At 44.8% G+C, this 20,913-nt stretch carries 19 protein-coding genes; all 19 read right to left on the bottom strand.

Annotated features, from left to right (window positions below):
* Positions 1-5: 5 nt before the first annotated feature.
* Positions 6-1,451 carry a hypothetical protein gene (locus T375_RS03635; RefSeq protein WP_155952416.1) on the bottom strand — a complete coding sequence of 482 codons (1,446 nt, stop codon included), beginning with the start codon at positions 1,449-1,451 and terminating at the stop codon, positions 6-8.
* 2 nt (positions 1,452-1,453) lie between these two features.
* The gene (locus T375_RS03630; RefSeq protein ID WP_155952414.1) at positions 1,454-3,115 is read right to left on the bottom strand and encodes a hypothetical protein; all 1,662 of its coding nucleotides are present in this window, start codon (positions 3,113-3,115) and stop codon (positions 1,454-1,456) included.
* A 73-nt stretch (positions 3,116-3,188) separates the two neighbouring features.
* Positions 3,189-4,883 carry a hypothetical protein gene (locus T375_RS03625; protein ID WP_044935163.1) on the bottom strand — a complete coding sequence of 565 codons (1,695 nt, stop codon included), beginning with the start codon at positions 4,881-4,883 and terminating at the stop codon, positions 3,189-3,191.
* Between the two features lie 143 nt (positions 4,884-5,026).
* Positions 5,027-5,590, bottom strand: a complete 564-nt coding sequence (locus tag T375_RS03620; protein WP_044935160.1) for a hypothetical protein — start codon at positions 5,588-5,590, stop codon at positions 5,027-5,029.
* Between the two features lie 174 nt (positions 5,591-5,764).
* The gene (locus T375_RS03615) at positions 5,765-7,324 is read right to left on the bottom strand and encodes an aldolase catalytic domain-containing protein (protein ID WP_044935157.1); all 1,560 of its coding nucleotides are present in this window, start codon (positions 7,322-7,324) and stop codon (positions 5,765-5,767) included.
* A 17-nt stretch (positions 7,325-7,341) separates the two neighbouring features.
* Positions 7,342-8,013 (bottom strand): acylneuraminate cytidylyltransferase family protein, encoded by a 672-nt coding sequence (locus T375_RS03610; protein WP_033152072.1) that lies wholly within the window; start codon positions 8,011-8,013, stop codon positions 7,342-7,344.
* Positions 8,010-9,419 carry a hypothetical protein gene (locus T375_RS03605; protein WP_044935152.1) on the bottom strand — a complete coding sequence of 470 codons (1,410 nt, stop codon included), beginning with the start codon at positions 9,417-9,419 and terminating at the stop codon, positions 8,010-8,012. Before T375_RS03605 ends, T375_RS03610 begins: the two co-directional genes overlap by 4 nt.
* Positions 9,400-10,362, bottom strand: a complete 963-nt coding sequence (locus T375_RS03600) for a glycosyltransferase family 2 protein (RefSeq protein WP_044935149.1) — start codon at positions 10,360-10,362, stop codon at positions 9,400-9,402. The genes T375_RS03605 and T375_RS03600 overlap by 20 nt, the downstream gene beginning before the upstream one ends.
* Before the next feature lie 10 nt (positions 10,363-10,372).
* Positions 10,373-11,200, bottom strand: coding sequence for an NAD-dependent epimerase/dehydratase family protein (locus T375_RS03595; RefSeq protein ID WP_044935147.1), 828 nt, complete (start codon positions 11,198-11,200; stop codon positions 10,373-10,375).
* Between the two features lie 3 nt (positions 11,201-11,203).
* Positions 11,204-12,286 (bottom strand): WaaS/CpsH family glycosyltransferase, encoded by a 1,083-nt coding sequence (locus T375_RS03590; protein ID WP_044935145.1) that lies wholly within the window; start codon positions 12,284-12,286, stop codon positions 11,204-11,206.
* Complete coding sequence (locus T375_RS03585) at positions 12,283-13,245, bottom strand: GNAT family N-acetyltransferase (protein ID WP_044935142.1); 963 nt, start codon at positions 13,243-13,245, stop codon at positions 12,283-12,285. The genes T375_RS03590 and T375_RS03585 overlap by 4 nt, the downstream gene beginning before the upstream one ends.
* Before the next feature lie 17 nt (positions 13,246-13,262).
* Positions 13,263-14,423, bottom strand: a complete 1,161-nt coding sequence (locus tag T375_RS03580; RefSeq protein ID WP_044935140.1) for a glycosyltransferase — start codon at positions 14,421-14,423, stop codon at positions 13,263-13,265.
* A 12-nt stretch (positions 14,424-14,435) separates the two neighbouring features.
* On the bottom strand, positions 14,436-14,996 hold the full coding sequence (locus T375_RS03575) for an acyltransferase (RefSeq protein WP_044935137.1): 561 nt from the start codon (positions 14,994-14,996) through the stop codon (positions 14,436-14,438).
* Positions 14,977-16,212: a glycosyltransferase gene (locus T375_RS03570; protein ID WP_044935136.1), complete on the bottom strand. Its 1,236-nt coding sequence runs from the start codon at positions 16,210-16,212 to the stop codon at positions 14,977-14,979. The genes T375_RS03575 and T375_RS03570 overlap by 20 nt, the downstream gene beginning before the upstream one ends.
* 15 nt (positions 16,213-16,227) lie before the next feature.
* A complete protein-coding gene (locus tag T375_RS03565) occupies positions 16,228-16,998 on the bottom strand; it encodes an AglZ/HisF2 family acetamidino modification protein (RefSeq protein ID WP_044935133.1) in 771 nt (256 codons plus the stop codon).
* Between the two features lie 21 nt (positions 16,999-17,019).
* Positions 17,020-17,631 (bottom strand): imidazole glycerol phosphate synthase subunit HisH, encoded by a 612-nt coding sequence (gene hisH, locus T375_RS03560; RefSeq protein ID WP_044935130.1) that lies wholly within the window; start codon positions 17,629-17,631, stop codon positions 17,020-17,022.
* Complete coding sequence (locus T375_RS03555) at positions 17,632-18,789, bottom strand: N-acetyl sugar amidotransferase (RefSeq protein WP_044935128.1); 1,158 nt, start codon at positions 18,787-18,789, stop codon at positions 17,632-17,634.
* A 9-nt stretch (positions 18,790-18,798) separates the two neighbouring features.
* The gene (locus T375_RS03550) at positions 18,799-20,157 is read right to left on the bottom strand and encodes a sugar transferase (protein WP_044935125.1); all 1,359 of its coding nucleotides are present in this window, start codon (positions 20,155-20,157) and stop codon (positions 18,799-18,801) included.
* 439 nt (positions 20,158-20,596) lie between these two features.
* On the bottom strand, positions 20,597-20,913 hold a 317-nt coding region (locus T375_RS03545), incomplete at its 5' end, for an integrase core domain-containing protein (RefSeq protein ID WP_044935123.1).

Raw genomic sequence — 20,913 nt, 5'->3', positions numbered from 1 at the left:
TCTTTTTATCTTAATTTATAAATATTTGTCTGACCGTAGCTGTAGATTAATTCTCCGCCGTAGGCTTCTACCAAAGCATCTATAGTGTCGCCGTTCATTGTAGCGATGTACTTCGAATTCAAGTTTCCAATATTTTCAATGAGGAACTCATCCTCGCAACAATTGATTCCCATTCCCGCAGGAACAGCATACAAATCGTTGAAGTAGGTAGATAAACTCCAGATGATGGTGTTGTCCCATTCATCGCCGCTATCCAGTGATATGAGCTCTGTAAGCTCTGCCTGGGCCTCTGCTACCGTTTCTATCTGGGCCTGATCAGGCTTTACCAAATCGGTGTAGAAACTGTCTGCTGAAAGCCATGTGGTAAAGAATACAATCACAAGGGAAACGATGTTTATCCAGCGGTGTCTAGCCAGTACCGACATAAAGATGATGCCGATAAAGCCGCAGGCCATCAAATGACGGCAGCCTTCCTTAGAATTGTAAATAGCCCAAAGTGCACATGGAAGTATGAACCATACTAAGGCTGCTGTGATGTAGCCTTTTCTTTTGTCCTTGAATATCTTGTAGAACACAAAGATGCCTACAAAGAGATATATGATATACCAACTACCGCGCACTGACTGAAGCTGCAGAGCCTGCCACATATAATTAAGTGATTCCAGGGCGCCTACTGCTTCCTTTTTCAAAAGGATGAGTGGGTTTACCCAATCGATTGTGACATCTGGTGAGAAGTACTCTGCCAGGCAATAATGGATGATAAGTGCGTAGCCAAGGGCTGATGCAGCACCTACAAGCACCTGATAAATCACTTTCTTTCCGAAGCCATGCTTTTCCCATACCATGTAGATGAAGACAAGGACAAAGGCTGCGTAATAGCCGCGCATCAGCGATAAGTAAAACAGGAATACATCTGCCAACACAATCCAGTGTGTGGCTCCTGTTTTGTAATATCTATACATAAAAGTGAGGAGCATCAAGAAGAGAACGCAAATCAGCACCTCTGGTGATGCTGAAAAGATGTATCTCAATCCTACTGAATATCCAAGCCAAAGTCCGCTTACAACCAGCTGTTGCTTAAGTGTGAGCTTCATGATGGCGGCAAAAGCAACAAGTCCTATTATCGAAATTACGATATTGAAAATCACCGGTGTGGTGTATGTCCATCCAAATATCTTTCCAATTAAAACGAATGGCCAGTGGATAGCAAAGCTCCATCCACCAAGATTGCCCAAAAGGGCATGGCTTTCGTTGAAGCCGTAGAATCCAAGTGGCTTGCCATATGCAATGATCGCCTCCACCTGCTTGTAGTAAGTAAACTCATCATTCCACTGGGAACATGCTATGGAATATTCCGTAAATCCGATACCGTTGTACAGCAAAAACAGAATACACCCCAGTATCGGTGTAATAGCAGCTAACCCAATCGTAACATAACGATTATTCTTCAATATTAAACTCCTTTCCTCCCCCTCTTCAGGGCGGGTACAAAAATAATAGCTAGTAATGTAATTAATGTAACCCCCTCTGAAAAACGCCATACAAATGGCGCTACGGACTTAACAGACAGTGCGTCGTTAAATCCGGCTGGCACCTGTACCTGGTACTGGTTGCCATCTGTTGATTCAAGCTGATATTCAGTGCCAGCTGAATCAAAAGCTCTAATGTATTTAAAATTAAATATAGGAACAAGCACTGTGGCAGGTTCTGTGGATTCATTATCTATGAGAATCTGTCGCACGCCTTTGCTATATCCTAAATCCTGAACTGTGCAATCATCGCCCTCCAGAAGCGTTGCTTCTGTGGCAAGGTCCGATGTATCTGTGCCTACCTGAAGGTAAAGCCCATCTGCAAAGTTGTCCCTTCCCTCTATGGTCTGGATGGTGTAGTTCCTGCAAGACAGTGTGTACATGAACCATCCTGTCTGGGCCAATGCAAGCATCCCTATGCAAATGATTGCAAGGCCGTAGGTGATAACCTGTTTATCGGGCTTTATAGCCTCTACAATGGCGCGTAACGCGTATGTGCCGCACAACGTCCAACAGATGGTCTGGATGACCAGGTATCTACTAGGATACTGGACAGAACGCATAATATTTGAAACAGCGTTATCTCCCGAAAAGATTCCCCATGGGAAATATGCTGATGAAAGCCAGGCTGCAATGAGACCGATGACGAAGATGCTAAGAATTCTTTTGAAGCTGATGCCTACCAAAGCCAGCTTTTTCTTGAGAATTATCGTCAGTATCATCAGTGCAAATGCCACTACGTGAACCACTCCAAGGCGTGTGTATTCCTCGCCGGCGCTGGTCCATTCATACATGCTTCCGCTTCCCTCCGGGAACAGACCAAATACCTGGTCCAGATACAGGCCAAACTTTTGGATATTTTCCCCTGCTGTACCTACGCTCGCATTGAAATCGTAGGATGTGTAGCTATCCAAAAATGGCACTAGGAAGAATGCGTTCAAACACACAATCATGACCAGAGCAAATAATAACTCTTTTATGTGACCGATTGTTGTTTTCAAATAAATGATTAGGAAAACAAATACCCCAAGGGCCACCATGACTGTAGTGAGGATGTGTGATTCGATGATGCCTGTGGTGCCAATCACAAGTGGCAATGTGGTGCGAATCAGTCCTTCATGATTATCATCAAACAGGATATGGTATATACCATACACAAGCAGCGGGATGAAAATCATGGCTGTATATTCGCCGACTGCTGCTCGCATGTACACATTGGATATGTAATAACCAGCAAGCATATATGTGGATGTAGCAAGCAGCGCCCATCTCCTATCCTTAAAGATTCCCTTGAAGGAGTATGCCGCTATGGCAACACCAATTATGTTGGTCAAAATCACATATATGTTGTAGCACCTGTATGTGGCCAAACCTGCCATATTAAGTAGTGCTGGAACATACAGGAAGATATTGCCATACATGGTGGTGGAAATATATCCATTGCCATACCAGCCTGTGGTCTCGAACCGGACAGGAAACTGGCCGTTTGAAAGCTCTGTGGCGATGGCTTCGATACGGCCCATGTGGAACCACAAATCGTGACCGTTATATATGCCGTTTCTGAATGCTGGTAAGGAGGCTATCAAGGCCACCCCGGCCAGTATTAAGAAATACAGGCACGTTAATATTCTTTTGTTTTCTGTTAGTTTTTTTATCATATTATTTTGTGAGCAATACGAAATTGCCTGATCTACCTACCTCTACTGTATATGTGCTGAGAATATACTGTCCTGCCTCTGATTCTACGAACTTCTCATACTTTGAGCAGCTCTCATCGATGAGCACGTAGTTTGCAGTATTCTCAGGATTAACATTCCAATAATCAAGTATGCGGGTATTGATGTGGGTGCGCATATAGGCGCTACCTGCTGCCTGATGAGCATCGCTATTAAGATAGCCTGTGCTGTTGCTTCCGAAGGCTACAAGCAAATAATCATCCTCGGTAACATATGTATCAAGTAGCTCCATAACGGAAAGATTTGCATTGTAATCATCTGGTGTAAGGGCGATACCTTTGAAAGCTCCATCTTCTACAAGCCATCTTTCTGAAACGATGCTAGCGAAGCCGCCGTTGCCCTCTGCCACCCAGAAGCATCCGAAGAAAAGAGCTGCAATTGTGAGAGCTGTCACTAGGAAGCCCATGCCATTATCATCCTGGCAAGCAATGAGAATCACTGCAAGAACCACATAGTATGCCATGTGGGCTGGCACGGAAATATCCTGGTTTGTAGAAAGAAGCCAAGCGAACTGCGACACTGCCGATGTTGCAAAAATGAACTGAAGCAAAATAGTGCCACTGAGGCTGTTGTTGCTGTACTGGCCGATGACTGTGTAGTCGGCCTTTTTCTCTGGCTGGATAAGAACTGGTAGCCAGAAGAATGGAAGCAAGCATCCATACGCAAAGCGTGAGTCGCTAACGCTATCTGAGCGAAGCGCGCAAATTGCAAGCATGAACACTGCCCAGTAAAGAGACAATGTGACGCCAAGGCCATACTTATCTACGTAGCGATACTTTCCAAGAATCTTTACAAACACAACTGGAAGATATGCCACTACTGCAAACACTGCGTATTCTGCAAGCATCATGCCGATACGGACTGGAAGGCTCTGGTCGTAATCTGAATCCTCCAGGTACTGAAGCTGGGGAATAATATTGCCAAGGCCTGATGTGAGCTGCAGATAAAGAATTACAAGTGCTGCTATCACAAGGCATGTGGCAAGGTAAATCCAGAATGGCTTAATCATTTCGTATCCTCTGTAGCTAAGGATGAGAAGAATCACACCAAAGCATACTGGAAGGATAATCATAGATGGATATGCAATAACTGCAATACAGCTAGCGATTCCCATAAGCACCACGTATGCAGGCTTGCTTGTAACAAGGAAGCGAATGCCGTATGCAATAAAAAGCAATACTCCAAAATCACAAATCGATTTATATGAAATAGCCTTGTAGCTCATTACGAAAAGGAATGCGAATAAGCTAGCATAGAAGGCGCCGTTTTCATACTTTGTTCTCTTTAAAACTGAATAAAGATAGATGCAGATGGCAAGTCTGATTAACGTATATACAATACGAAGATAGAACACCAATCCGATTCCAAATGGATAGATAAGTGGCTCTAACGCAAACTTGTAAAGTGCAAACAGTGGATATGTGAGAAGGCCTCCCATCTGAAGTGGGCCCCAGGCATCCACAAACATCCTCTGCCCCTGGAAGATTCCCTTATAAATTGCCAATACACCATTTTCATCTATAAAAAGGCCTGTGTTCAAAGTGATGATTGCCCAAACAAACGCAGCCAGGCCCAAAATTCCTCTTAAAACTCCCTTTTTCTCTTCAAAAAAACCCATTAGTATCTCCTTAAATTATGCCGCCTATGAGAATAAGCGTTTTTGCACATAGTTCAATTTATTATATCATAGGCTAATCGCCGGAAAAAGTACAAAATAAGGGCCTAGGAAAACCCTAGGCCCCACAATACATATTTTGCTAATTAATTAACGCCGATACCAAGTACTGGTGCATAATTAACTGTCTGAACTGGAAGTGCTCCAGCCTTAACAGCTGATGTTGAACCAAGTACCATATCGTATACAGAGTATACTGTGATACCGTTTCTGAATGCATCACCAAGTGTTGGTGTTACACGCCATGTAACTTCCTCTGGATGTGTTGCGTAGTGAACATAGTATGCAACGATGTCATCGCCGTAAGCTGCACGAAGATCAACGTTTCTAGTAGCGTATACATCTACGTTGAACTGTGCGTTTGGCTGACGCTCTTCCCAAAGGCCACATGCTAAGAAGTGAGCAAACAATGTCATGTCGCAATCTGTTGTGTAGTAATCGAATCCATAATAATCCATTACATCAGCATTTGCGCTTGCATAAAACTTTGCATCAAACATTGAATAGAGGCACTGAACTTCCTCAGTAGTAAGCTCTCTTCTGTACTGGTCTGCACGGCTTGCTGCTGAAGCGTTTGTAGTAAATACTGATACTGCAAATACTGCTGCAAGTGCAAGAGAGAGAACCTTTGCAATCTTGAATCTCTTCATAATAGACACCTTCCTTTTAAATTTAACCCCATTTCCCTATTTTATGGAATTATTCTAATTCGAGTCTACTCCATAAGCATGTTGAAATCAAGAATAATTTCTGAACAATTGATGAATAAAAAAGATTGTAAAAAAAATCCACTGCCATTATAGTTTTGGCAGTGGAGTACGTTTTTACTTATATTCGCTTTCTGTAATGAAAGTCTTTTTCACATCCGCAAATACGTTATCTAAGATACGCTTTGTGTTCTGACTGCGCTCAGGGTTGTCCTGGTGGCCATCAAGTGAATTGTCCACGAAGTTGAGCTTGCCATTCTTGCGGCCATCGAAGCCTGCGAAGCTAAGCTCCTTGACACCAAGCTTAACAAGAAGATTGATAAGCATCAATGTGGAATCGTCATTGTATTCGTCGTTGAAATATACAAGCTCGTTGTAAGCGATTGCTGCATCGTAGCTTTCGATATCACGCATAAGGTTTGAAGTGATAACAAGCTTGCTATCTCCCTTTTTATCCTTGATGCTGTCGTAGCGCTTTGTATTTGTAAGGAAGATGATATCGGCACCTGCCTCTGGCACAAAGTTTACTGCGATAGTACATGTGTCGGCTGTCTTTGCTGCTGCAATCTTATCTGCAGATGTCTTGAGGCTCTCGCCTGGAGCCATAACAAGGATGTTTTTGTAGCCTGCAAGGATATCTGAAAGGTTCTTCAAATCTGCCTTGTCATCGTATTTAACATCCATGTACTCCATGTAGAGCTTGTCGATGTATTCCTCGTTGAATGTCTCTGCCTCGGAAGGATCCACCTGTGAAAGGATACGCTGGATGTCCTTTGTCTTGAGACGCTTTTTGTTGATCAAATGCTCTGCGTATGTACGGTGTAAGTAGTACTTTGCAGAAAGGGCGTATGGGATTGCATAGCCCCATGGCTCGCGAGCCTTGATTGGTGCGATGTAGTCGTCGATTGCATCGTAGATTGGCTCAAGGGCGTAGCTTGTGCCGTACTGCTCGTTCATGTAATCTGCAATCTGCTCGATGCAAAGGTTGCCAGGCACACGGCCCATTCCAAGAAGTGAACCATCGATAACGATGTTTCGTGTTGGGTTGGCAATCTGAGCTACGTGCTGAGCAAGGTTGTATGCCAAACCGAGATTTTCGTGCAAATGAACGCCGATTGTAATATCTGGGAGAAGGTTGTTCTCTACCAAATAATATCTGTGTGAAAGGTCGTTAACACGCATTACACCGAAGGTATCTACGATTGAGAAACCATATGGGTGAAGCTCGTTAACCTTTTCAAGAACCTCAATATATTCCTTATCTGAATAAACGTTGTTGTTTACTGGGTTGATGAAGACCTTGTATCCCTTGTCCATAAGGATGCGGGCTGTCTTGAGACCCCAGTCGAGACGCCATCTCTTGAATGAAAGACGGATGTATTCGATAGTTCCGTCGCATGGCTCCAAGTGCTCCAAATCGATAAAATCAGCCATAAGTGAGAAATGAGAATGACCTCTATCCTCTGGCAAAATTCTTTTAACATCCTCGATTGTGTAGAAACGTGCTGTGTCCTTGTCATTGACGCTGTCCCAAAGGAAACCAACCTCGATGATATCTACGCCTGCCTCTACCAAGCCTTTGATTGTGTTTTTGATAACTGACTCGCCGAATTTACCCTGAACGATGTGGCCACCGTCACGGAGAGTACAGTCTAAAAGTCTGATATGCTGTTCCATAAAAAAACCTTACTTTCTTACTTTAACTTTCCCTTTGACTTGAGGAATGTGTATACTGCATCTGCCAACTCGAAATCGTCAGCGTTATCAATATCTACGCACTCTGCTGCATCGCACTCAACGATGTATGGGTTGAGACCGCATCTTGCGTGAGTCTCTGCAAAGCACTCCTTTGTGAATACGTATGGAGATGGGTTCTCTGTGTAGAATGCTTCCATATCCTGTGTACGTGGTGGATTGCTCAAGTCGAAATTGAATGGCTTGCCATCCTTCCAGAAGAATGTCTGATGCTTCTGGCCTGCAAATGCAGATGATGCCTTGCCAGCTTGCACTGCCTCGATGCACTCTTTGATGTGCTCTGTAGTAGTGAAAGGTGCTGTGGCATGGCAGAGAATGTAAACATCAGCCTCTACCGTTTTTACGAATTCCTCGTAGATTGCACGGCCCTTGCAGAACTTGTCATCAAGGAATGTAGGGCGCTCAAGGAACTCTACTCCCTCTGGCAAATACTCTTTGATGGCTGGATTGCTGCAATAGCAGTAAACTTCATCGATGCAATCGCCCTTGAGGGCTGCAAGCTTTTCAGTTATTACTCTAACAAGTGGAGTGCCGTCGCTAAAACACTTTGTGTTCTTGCCTGGAAGGCGCTCATTGTTCATTTTTATAGGTACGAATGCTACTGTTTTCATTTTATATACCTCTCTATGTAGTTACTTATATTCGCAAATGCGTTAGGTTCAAACATACCATCTGGATCTACTTTGCCGGCGCGACCTGTTTTAATAAGGTCCACAACCTGCTCTGCTGTATCTACCAGCGGCACATTCTTTTCTTTTATAAAATACTCCATATTTACGGCGGTGTCACCATAGTTTAAGAGGATGGTGTCGCAGCCGAAGCCGATGCCTTCCCAAACTGAGGCTGTGCGGGTGCTGACAACCACGCTTGCAGCGGCAAGATATTTGAATATGTGATTTTCGTTGTTGTCAATCACATCCAGTTTGTCGTTTACAAGCCAAGGATAACGCTTTTTGTAGTAGCCAAACTCTAGTGGATGGAGCTTGTAGATGATGTGGTATTCATCCCCAATCATATCTGCCACCGCAGCTGCCACCTTGCTGATTTGCTCACCCTCTGCAAGGGTGGAAATAAAGCAGATGGTTTTGTCATCCTTTGGATTTTCTGCCTGGTAGTGTGCTCTCTGCTTTTCGAAAAATGGGAAGCCGACTGTAATCATATTTACATTGTCAGGCAGATGCACAATTGGAAGCTGGGTCTCGCTGTAGATGAGCTCGTCATCCGGAAGCTCTGTGAGGTGGTCTTCTGGATTGTACTGCATTGGCGTGTGAGTAGGGAATGCAAAGCCGTGGCTGTATTCAGCGGTGTGGATGCCCCTCTCGTGGCCAAGCATGCTCATAGCGTAGCTTTCCATTGCGTAGTAGCAGATTTCGATGATGAGCTTTGGATTAGCCTTGTCCAAAATCTTGCCACAATATTTCTTTGTGATATCGATATAGTACATTCTATCAACGATATCAGGAATAAGCTTTTCTCTTAAATCTGGGCCAAATTCTGTTTTGACTGCGTCAAGGATTGGGCCGATTTTTTCTGTGACAGCCTTAGTGCGCTGCTGGCGCTTCTTAGTATTGAATTTCTTTGAAAGCTTTACTGCCAGATTGGTCTGGAATGCCACCCTATCAGTAAAATAGACATTGTCCATTCCGTTAGGTGTGCAATGTCCGTGGTTTTCTGGATGCTCAAGAATTACACTGTTGTACTTCTTTGCTATCTCATCGCAATAGATGTCCTCGTAGATGCCAGTGTCGGCATTCTTGGTACGACGACCGTTTCCGATGAAAAGCACATCCACATTTTTATAAGTGAAAGGCTTTAGGGCATTGATGGCCATCCTGATGAGTTCCGACTTGGTGAACCCCTGGGCATCGCCCTCAGTGCGGCCCACCGTCTCGGCCTTGATGGCATTGTGGATTTCGTATCGATACAAAGCCCACACATGCATGCCTTCAATCTCTATTTGGTTACATTTGTGCTCTCGCTCGAAGGCGAGGAAGTTCTCAATCGTTGGTTCTTTCATCGTAAGTTCTCTCTGAAATGATATAACGTGGGCGAGCCTTTGTCTCCATGTAGGTCTTTCCAACGTACTCACCGATTACACCAAGTGAGATGAGCTGGATGCCGCCAAGGAAGCAGACTGCCACCATGATACTAGACCATCCGGCATTTGTATTGCCAAGGAAGTGCTGTACCACTGAATATATAAGCAAGATAAGGCTGATGAAAGCCACGAAAATACCGAAGCCTGTAATCATACGGATAGGCTTAACGCTAAGGGATGTGATGCCATCGAATGCAAGTGAAAGCATCTTTGAAAGTGGGTAGTGGCTCTCGCCGGCGATACGCTCGTTTCTTGCATAGTAAACGCTAGTGCTCTTGAAACCTACAAGTGGGAACATTCCACGAAGGAAAAGGTTGACCTCCTTGAAGTTTGCAAATTCGTTAAGCACGCGGCTTGAAACTAATCTGTAATCAGCGTGGTTGAAAACGACCTCTGCGCCCATGCTATTTAAAAGCTTGTAGAAGCTTTCAGCTGTGAAGCGCTTGAAGAATGTATCTGTAGCACGGCTGTTGCGAACACCATAGACGATTTCGCATCCATCCAAATATGCATCTACCATTTCGTTCATAGCATTGATATCGTCCTGTCCATCGCAGTCGATAGAGATAGTGATGTCACAAAGCTCCTTTGCTTCCATAAGACCTGCAAGAACTGCGTTCTGGTGACCACGGTTACGGCTCTGTGTGATGCCAACGAAGTGCTCGTTCTGCTTTGCAAGGTCCTTGATAATCTCCCATGTAGTGTCCTTTGAACCATCGTTTACGAACATTACGCGAGACTTATCATCGATTTTGTCATTCGAAACTAGTTCTTTAATCTTGTCGAGGAACATAGGCGCTGTGATTGGAAGAACTTTCTCCTCGTTGTAGCAAGGAATTACGATATATAAAATTGGTTTCATTTTAATCTCCTTAATATAAAGCCATTATTTTATCAATTTTCGAGCTATCTCCCCATACAGCCTTTGAATCGTAAGGGCGATCTGGGAATGTGCCATATGCGAGGCTGATAGAGAATCCATTGTCTTCGATGAATTTCTCTACGCGGTCAGCAAGCTTCATTGGCTTGCCTGTGCAGCACTCGATGATTCCAAGCACTTCATCCTGCATAGCTGCCTTGGCAACCTGCTCACAGAACAAATCATAATCTGTGAAATCGTACTGATTCTGACCTGTGGTGAATGGGAATGTGGTATCGCCTGCCTCTGCTGCAGCTGTGAGCTTAGAGAAAATGCTGCAACCCTTATGAGCGTTACCAACTATATAGTAGCCCCTGAGCCACTGAAGCTTTACGCCTGTCTCCTTGCAGAGGAGCATGGTAGCCTGGCGAAGGGCATTCTTTGAAATACCGTAAAGTGACTGTGGTGCGCATGGTGTGTCTGCCTTGATGCAGCCTTCCATGAAGCCGATTTCGTGCATGGTTCCCATGACACACATCTTTCTGATGCCGGCACGGCACATCTTTGAAATGAAATCATAGTGATGTGGCAAATCGTTCATATGATTTTCTGAAGCGTGGCGGAATCCGTCGCGCCAAGCCAAGTGAATCACAACATCTGGCTTTTCGAAATATCCATATGGGTCCTCAAGAGTGAAGAGATCTGCGTCGATTCGCTTTGCACGTGGGTCAACGTCATCTGTGTGGAAATCTGTGGCCACGACCTCAGCGCCGAGATCAAGCATAGTCTTCACAACTCCCTGGCCTATATATCCATTTGCACCTGTTATTAAATATTTCATTTTTTATACCTCAAATAAATTATCAATCCATGAATGGATACTATATCTACGACGGACGGTCTCGTTCTCCGCGTACGGCTTGTCCAACCAGGTCGCGTCTGGGAGGACGAAGGCTGAGTAATCACCTGATGCTTCGGCTTCGTCGCATTTTGCAGATAGGTTTTCGAGAACCACCGCATTATTTTCATTATAGAACTCATAGTCCCGTAAATAAATGTTGTTTGTTACCAACTTTCGCTTGATTCCAAGGGTTTCCATTGTACGCATTGTCAATCCCTGCTGCTTTTCATGGGCGAGATCGATGACTGCCTTGGAATGCTTTACCATATCGCGGATGGCGTCTGGGCTGAATGGCTCGAAGCTTACGATGTCCATATCAAGGTTCTTTACAAGCTTAGGATCTTTCAGCTTTTTGCCGCGATATACGCTAGGATTCAGGTAGAGCTTAAGGCAAAGATTTTTGTCCTTGTTTGCTTCCTTGAATGCCTTGAAATATCTGTATCTGAATGGGAAGAAGGCTGAAACACTGACGTAATCGTACTTGTATTCCTGCACCTCATCCATGTTGTTTGCATCAAATTCATCTGAATAGAAAAGTGGAAGCAATTTGTAATCCATGTCGGAATTTGCTGCGTCCACGGAATCGAATGTACCTCTCCAGTCGAAAAGACGGCCAAGCTCACCTTTGTGGCGCATATTTTCAAAGGAATCCCATGAATAATAGATGGATTTTCCGTTGGCCTTGAGGGCATGGAGCTTTAGCTCGTGGATGGTCAATTCGTTTAAAACATTGCCGCGGATGACAAGTAAATAGTCATATCCGCCTGCCGGCATCTCTGCCAAAATCTGATTGGTAAGCTTTTTGTTGAACCTATCAAAAATGTTTGGCTTGTGGAAGATGCTCTCAATATTTTTCATAATCAAGAACTTTGTCTTTTCAGGCTCCTCATCATAGAAATGAGGGTTGGCGCCGCGGGCCACCAAGTCCTTCTTTATCTCATTCTGATAAGCGTAGAACTTTGGCATGATAATAAGAATGTTCTTGGATTTTAAATCTACTTTGTAATCAAACTCTGTGTTCATCATAATCTTGCAATAGTTTCCTCTGCTTCCTTACGGATGATTTCTGGATTGAAGACCTTGCGGAAACGGTAGTACTCCACTGGTCTGCCGCCGTACTCGCGGAAGCTGTGATTTATCTGCTTTACAACGCTGCCTTCGAAGTCGAACTTGAGGCCAAGGTCGTGGGCCTTTTCGATTGACTTGTGGACAAGTGCGTCGTATGTCTGAAGTCTTGAGTGCTCTGGGATTGGGCCGCCTGCATCAAGATAGAGGCTTTCCTCGTCCCAAACTAAAAAGCTAAGTGAAAGAACCTCGTCGTTCTCACCGAGAGCTGCAAATACTTCGCCTGCATTGTGGGCGTAGGCTGCTTCGTATATACGATGCCACTGCTCTCTTGAAAATGGAACTGGCAAATCCTGGCGAGCGAAAATCTTTTCATGCTCGGCGTAGAATGTGTCAGCGTCGATTGTGCCGAAGTGGTGAACGTTTTTCTCACCCTTGCGGATCATGTTTTTATACTTGCTGCTGATGTTTTTATCAACCTGCTCCATGTCGAATGTATCCTCGATAACGTATGTGTAGCGAGGGATTACGCTATATCTGTGCCAGAAAAATGGAAGGAAGTTCTGGTACTTGTACTGGAACTGCTGCTCGTAAATATCGAGACCCATGCTTTCGATGAACTCGATGGCAGCGTCGCAGATTTCTTCCTCGTAGCTAGCGCGCTTTGCAAGGGACTGTGGGTCCTTTGGGTAGCTGACAATCAAGCCATTTGTCTGTGTGAGAGGTGGCTTGGTGATTCGCTTTATTCCGTTTTTCTGTTCAAGATAATATGGCATAGCAGCCCAGATACGGCCGCCCTTTTCATAGAGCCATACATCCCAATTCTCAGGGCCAACTACTGCATCGAGCCACCATGGCTTTGAATAGATGCACACGTAATTGTCCTGGCAAAATTTTTCAAACTGTTCTTTATTACTCATTTTATCCTCTTTAGCTTTTAAGCTGTGTAGATTCTTCTTGCGATTACTTCGTAATCAAACTGAAGCTTTGCGAATGCAAATGACTTGGCCTTTGTCTGCTCCAAAAGAAGCGGTGTTTCTGTGATGCTCTTGAATACGTTTACCATGTCATCAACTGTCTCCACGAAGAAGTAGTTCTCACCGTTGCAATCGCTGTATGTTGCGTCCTTGTAGGTCTCGTGTGGATATGTCATGTTGGCGCAGCCGCAGCACATAGCAGTCTCGAATGTGGATGACTGGCCACCTGGCTGGCAGTACAAATCAACGCCTGCAAGGAATTCCTCGATTTCTTTGTTGACCTTCCAGCCCATGAAGCGGATGCGGTTATCTGACTCCAAAAGTGGGCGAAGGGTGGATTCCATATCCTCTGGGATGGAACCGAATACAAACAGAGCAAGACGTGGGTCGCTGACCTGTGTGAATGCCTGCAAAAGCTCGGCAGTGCGCTTGCCTGCTGAAAGCTTTCCTGAGTGAGCCATGATGATGGCGTCCTGTGGAAGGCTATATTTGTTGATGATGTTCTGGCGAGCTTCTCGCTGCTGCTCGGTAGAATAAATGATTCCGCCGATGGCCATGAACTCCATCTTATTATCTGGAATACCGTAGATATCCTTGAGCCAATCTCTCATCTGCACGCCAAGGTAGAGAATCTTATCAACCTGTGGCAACGCCTTGTGAACGAAGTGGCCGTGGATGAATTTGTAGAATGCCTTGCTAAGTGGTGTCATGGCTGAGTTTGTGTAGTCCTCGTGGCTATCCATGAAGAAAAGGCACTCTGGATGGTGCTTGCAGTAATCTGCCACATCCATCATTTCAAATCCGCACACACCGTGATAAAGGATGGTGTCTGGCTGGATTTCCTTGAGATATTTCTTGAGCTTGCGGCACTTTTGGATTTTCTCCGTCCAAAGGTCGCTATTGAAAACTCGGTCGTATTCTAATCTGATAAGACGGGCGCCGTTGTCGAGGATTCTGTCCTCCTCTGGGCCCTTCACAAGCTTGCTGCCCTCGTAGTGATAGACGTCGGTGATGATCGTAACATCGTGGCCATCCTTACGATTCATAGCAATAAGCATATTCTCTTGATACAGCATACCCTCAGTAAAATGTGAAGGCATTCCTATGTGTAAAACTTTCATTGTAAACTCCTATTAATGTGGCATTACCACCGCGCGTGGGCGTGGGGCTGATACCACGGAATAATCTGGAACACTTTTAGCGATAACAACATTTCCGCCGATGCAGCAATTGCGCCCGATTTTTACTCCTGGAAGGATGAGCACATTGTTGCCGATAAGTGTGTTTTCTCCGATTTCGATTGGCTTGGTAGATATTGGCTGATCCTGGATTGGAGCGTCCAAATCTGCGTAGCCGTGGGCGCAGTCATTGATCATGACATTGCCACCGATTCCAACATTATCGCCGATTGTGATTCCGCTTGCGCAGAAAATGTGGGCGTTCTGGCCGATGGTTACGCCGTTGCCGATTTTGATGAGTGGATTGAACTGCACTCCGTCCTTGTATTCCAAAGTCTCCATGCGAAGGCCTGGGAGGATGTAAACTTTCTCGCCAAGCTCAACGTTCTGAAGGTTAGTAAGTCTCAGAGGCTTGGACATGACGCAGCGCTTGCCTACTTTTTTAAATTTGTGGAAGTATCTGATGTAGTTAATCGCATCTCTTACATCTCGTAATCTATTCTTGAGAAATTCCATTATAAATCTCCAAATAATTTCTATACATTACCGCGTTGTCGTAGTGCGCTACGGCGTATGCGCGGATTTCGTCTGCAGTGAGGCCACGGCCAAGCTGTAAGTCTATGGCTTTTTGCAATGCCTCCAATGTAGCGGCATATTTCACATCTGCGTCGCCAGCAATATCTACACGGACGAAGGTGCCGTAAGGCTCTGGCGCGGTTTCCTTGGTGCCGCACTCATCCAATCCTACAACAGGTGTGCCGCAGCACAATGCCTCGATGCAGGTGGTTGGGAAATTTTCCGCCTTCGAGCATATTATAAACAAATCTGCCTCAGAATACCAACGAGCCAGCTCGTCCTGGTCCTTGGTTCGGGCGATAAGCTGCACATTTGCTGAGTGGCGCTTTGTTTCATCGGCCCCTACAAGCACGAAATGTGTGTCTGGCATGGTCTCTGCCAAATCTACCACCATCTGGCCACCCTTGCGGACATCCATGATGTTTGGCGCTACTGCCAGAATGAGCCTTGCATCGGATGGGATGCCGAACTGGCTGCGGATGACGTCGTCCTTTGGACGTGGATAGAAAATGCCGTCGGTATCTATTCCGTTATGAATAACCTGGATGTTGTTGCCATACAGGTATGTTTCCTTTGTTTTGTCTGCCAGCCACTTGGAAGGTGTGACGATTGCCTTAAGATTCAGGCCCTCCATGGCTGCCTTTTTCTCTGCAAGGAGCTGAGCTGTTTTGTCGATTGCCAGCGAGCTTACGTACTGACGGAGATATGGGCAATTGCCACATCCGCTCTTATAGCCCTGACACTCGTATGCGAAGCCGCATTTGCCTGTGTACATGTATTCGCAGTGGAATGTCCACACAACTGGAATCTGCTGCTCTTTCAAAAACTCCAGCAATTGGCTTATGTTTACGAAGTATGCGTGGAGCTCGTGTATGTGAATCAAATCCGGTTTAAACTCCTTGATGTACTGGATAAGATTTGCTGTGGACTTTGGCGAGTAGCAGCCGTTTTTGCCAGTGATTCTAGCTAAAAGTGCGTGCTTTTTTGTCTCCCAGTCCAGACCGAATTTGTAAATGCCTGGTTCATCTATGACATCTCCACGGCCGTAGGCAATGCGGGCCTCGTGACCATCAGCGTTGAGGCGACGGTAAAGGTCGTACACTATTTTGCCTGTGGAGCTGTATTTGCAGTTAACATCTAATAAAAGAATCTTCATGGTTTCGTCCTTGATTTACTCGGAGTAAATTCCTGCATCAGTCAATTCTTCTTCGGTAGGAGCTGTGATGAGGACTGCCTTGAGGCGGCCGTAGTATACGAACATGCTTCCGCCTGCTGCTGCGTGAGCATGGCCATTTTCGATAACATCCTTCAGATCAGAGATGCCACCGGCGCCGCCGCAAGCTGTAACAGGAATATCTACAGCGTTAACCACCTGGTTTACAAGGTCGATGTCGTAACCTTCCATCATTCCATCGCGGTCGATTGAGTTAAGGAAGATTTCACCAACTCCAAGCTCCTCGGCATGCTTTGCAAGCTCTACTGGGCTCATGTCGATGACCTTTGTGCCGTCGCAGATGACGCATTTGTACTGGCCGTTTACCACCTTAGCATCGATGGATGCAACCACTGACTGGGAACCTGCAAGCGCAACTGCATCCTTTACAAGCTGCTCATCCTCAACAAGGCTAGTGTTCAAAACCACCTTTTCATAGCCGATTGCAAGAAGCTTGCGAACCTGGTCCAAAGTTTTGATGCCGCCGCCATATGAAAGTGGCATGAAGGCTTCAGATGCCATATCTGTAAGAAGCTCGAAGTCTGGCTCCAAGCCCTTTTTGCTGGCAGAAATATCAAGCACTGCCATCTCGTCGATGCCCTTGCGGTTGAAAATTTTCAGCGCGTTGACTGGGTCACCAAGGTATGTTGGCTTTTTGAAATTTATTGTCTTTATCAAATCCCTATCATCAATAAGAAGAACTGGGATGATTCTTGGTCTATTAAACATAATTTTTCCTTTAGGCTATTGCTAGCACTTCTTAACAAAATTTTCTAATAGTCTCATTCCGAAGTCGTGGCTCTTTTCCGGATGGAACTGAACACCATACACATTGCCTTTGTTTACTGCGCAGGCGAATTCGTATCCGTAGTCGCATGTCATCATCACATCCTCATCGTTTTTGCAAACGGCGTGATATGTGTGAACGAAGTAATATCTCTGGCGACCTTCGATTCCATCTAAAAGTGGCACGTCCTTTTTGAACTCCACGATGTCCCATCCCATGTGAGGAACCTTGAGGTTCATTTCTGCAGGGATGTCGAAGCGCTTGCAGCTGAAATCGATGAGGCCAAGGCCAGGAAGCTGACCTTCCTCGGAACCATTTCCAAGGAGCTGCATGCCAAGGCAAATACCAAGGATTGGCTTGCCGTTTCTTGCTTCTTCTTTAATTAAATCTACAAGGCCTGTTTCATTGAGCTTGCCCATGCCGGCATCGAATGCGCCGACGCCTGGCAAAATAATTTTGTCTGCTGCCTTGATTTTCTCTGGGTCCGCAGTAATGACGCTTTTCTCGCCTATAACTTTTAACATATTGGCAATGGAACCTAAATTTCCCAAGCCGTAATTAATTATTGCTACCATTTAAAACCTCATGTTACGTTTCTCAATTCCTAAAATCTGGCAAATCTTTACGCCGAGACGAATCATCCACATAGAGTTTTTGTAGTCGTCTGGGGTGTGGGCTGGGGAGTTGATAATCTCATCGAATTCCTCAGTTGAAATGCCGAGTTTCTTTGCGATGTATTCCTTATCCTGCTCCATCTGGTCTGTGTCGTATGGGTTAGTCTTAAGCTTTTCAAGAGCTTCCTCGCGAGTCATTGTGCCAGCTAAAATCTGGGTTGAGAATACATTCTTTCTAGTGTCGAATCCAAATTTGTATGGAAGGTAATATCCCTCAAAGAATCTGGTAAATACGTTTTCATAGTGCTTGTTTTCGTATTTAGTCCAGCCGTATTTCTCGTGCAAGAATTCCTCTGCCTTTGCCTTGTCATAAACTACGTAATCAAGTGGATAGAAACGCTTCATTCCGTAGACATATTTGTAGAGCAAACGATACTTGAGAATACCACAGGTTGGGTATGTCTTCAGTGGACGCTTGCCAAATTTCTTGTGAATATCCTTGTACATACGAAGGTCGTTCATGTAAATCCACTCTACTGGTGGACGAACGAACTCTGTACTGTTATTTGAGCCAGTGAGCACCCATTTGATACCATGCTTTACAGCATAGTTGTAAAGGGATGCGAAAATTGCGTGATCCTGAGGAGCATCGCAACTGCTAATTCCTGACTTAAACATAGAAAGCTGGAAGTCGCTCATCTCCTTCCAGTTAATAACATCTGTATACATATCAAGGTCCATGCCCTTGACGATTTTTTCAATATTTTCAACGGCTACGTTCAAGTTCCATCCTGTATCAACAACGTAGATAAGTGGACGAAGGTGCATAACTTCCTTTGCGATATACGCAAGATACGAGCTATCTGCACCGCCGGACATACCAAGGATACAATCGTAATCCTTGCCCTCTCCGTCTTTACGAATCTGGGCTGCTACCTTTTCAAGCTCCTCCCTGTTCTCCTTGTTTGGATTCCAGTATGGCTTGATATTTTTCTCGAAGTTGCGACAGTGGTCGCAGACACCCTGCTCATCAAATTCAATCATTGAATCAGTTGTGTCCATAACACACTGAGTGCAGCGCTGGTATTCTCTTTTAATCTTAGGAATATAAATTGCCATAAATACCTCTTACTTTTGCTTTTCTAAATCTGCTAATATGTCATCGGCGCTAACCACTTTGTCGAAGCCTTCTGTACTTTCCTTCTTGAAGACAATGCGGATAGTCATGAGGATGAGTTTCAAATCAAGTAAAAAGCTATAATTTTCAATGTACATCAAATCAAGCTTGATTTTGTCGTAAGCTGATGTGTTGTACTTGCCATAAATCTGAGCGTAGCCTGTGAGGCCTCCCTTTACCTTGTTTCTGAATTCAAATTCAGGGATGGCTGCAGTGTATTTCTCCACGTGCTCGGTGCGCTCTGGACGAGGGCCAACGATTGACATATCGCCCTTAATAATATTGAAAATCTGTGGAAGCTCGTCGATACGAGTTGCACGGATTACATGTCCTACCTTTGTGATGCGATCATCGTCATCTGTGGCTGGGCGCTGCTCTGCATCCTCAACCATACTTCTGAACTTCAGGATATCGAATACCTTGCCATCCTTTGTGACGCGGGCCTGCTTGTAGAAAACAGGGCCGTGATCCTCCAGCTTGATTGCAAGTGCAACGATAAGCATAAGTGGTGAAAGTACCACTGCGGCAATGACGCAAAGAATCACATCAAAGATTCGCTTTACGATTTCCTGCTCAGGTGTGAGGCCTGTTGTGTTGATCATCACAAGTGGAGTGTCAAACTGGTGAATACCCTCACCTCCAGAGATGATAACATCGGAAATCTTTGGAGTGATGTATGTCTCGATTTCATGCATGTAGCAGTACTTCAACAAATCGTTTCTCTGCTCAGCACTAACATCCGAAATTACGATACCGTCATAGTCAGCAAGCATCTGGCAAATCTTATCAATGCCCTCATCGATGCTGACGATGTTTTTGATGTTGTAGCTATCTGCTCTGGTGTCCATCTTGAGCTTCAGCCCAACAGATTCTTTATTTCCGTACACCATCAAAAGCTTGCTAGCCTTTGAGTGGCGCTCATATATTGCAAAGAAGATGTATACGCTGATTCCTGAGAGGAGAAAATCTCCTACTGTTAAAAGAAGCATTGGCTTCACTGGAATCATGATGTTTGCCATCAAGCAGAGCTGCAAGTATGTAACCGCATTTACGATAAAGATTGCAATCCACTGTGAGAACAGTACATCGGCAATTTTTAAAATGCCATACTTGAATCCCTCACACAGGTGAATAATTACCAGCATCAGTATGAAGTATATTCCCATGAGCACATACTTACCACGGCCCAGGAATGGGAAGAAATACTCCCTATCAAAAATCATGTATTTCCAAACGAAATAGTATGCAACTGCCATGATGGCAAGCTCTATAACGCTCTCTATTTTTCTTATAGTATTCTTATTCTTCAAACCTTATTTCTCCTAGAAACAACATTCAGTAGTCTATATAAATTTATTACAAAATGCAATCCTTAACATTATACCATTATCTGGGCTAAAATGCTCATTTTATTAATATGACAACGCGAGGTTTTGTTTCAACCTGCTTGTTACAGGATACCCATCCAGTCAGCGAGTCAATGATGCCCTTCGGCGCTTCGCGTCATTGACACACTGCCTTTTGATGGGTATACGGTAATCAAGCAGGTTTGAAACTGGGACTGTGGCGGGGCCACCAGTCTATGACTGGGTGCGACACGCGGATTGGAACTTTCTGCAATACGGCGTGTCTGTTTTGGAGGCCAGAGACACGCGCTTTGGCTGTGCCTTCAATTCCGCGTGTCAATTTTAGGCTACTTGAACACGCCGTTTTGCAATTTCTGCACTAGTCAAGCAAAAGTAGACAGGTTTACGTGTTTTTACACATAGTTTCTCCACTGTAATACTCTCGATACTGTTTTGGAGTCAGATAACTCAGAGAGTAGGCAGGGCGTTCTTCATTGAAGAACACTATGTATCTGGCAATGTCTTTTTCAATGGTGGCATTGCTTGTTATATGTAGATCACTAAATATCTCTGCCTTAATCCAACCATTAATCGCTTCCATAGCAGCATTATCAGTAGGAGTTCCCGCACGGGACATAGAGTGAATTATGTTATAAAGTGGCAGTATTTCATTAAAGTTTTTAGATGCATAAACGGACCCTTGGTCGGTATGCAGAATCA

The organism is Pseudobutyrivibrio sp. LB2011, from assembly GCF_000701765.1.
Classification (GTDB): domain Bacteria; phylum Bacillota; class Clostridia; order Lachnospirales; family Lachnospiraceae; genus Pseudobutyrivibrio; species Pseudobutyrivibrio ruminis.
This window is presented reverse-complemented; position numbering and strand designations above follow the sequence as displayed.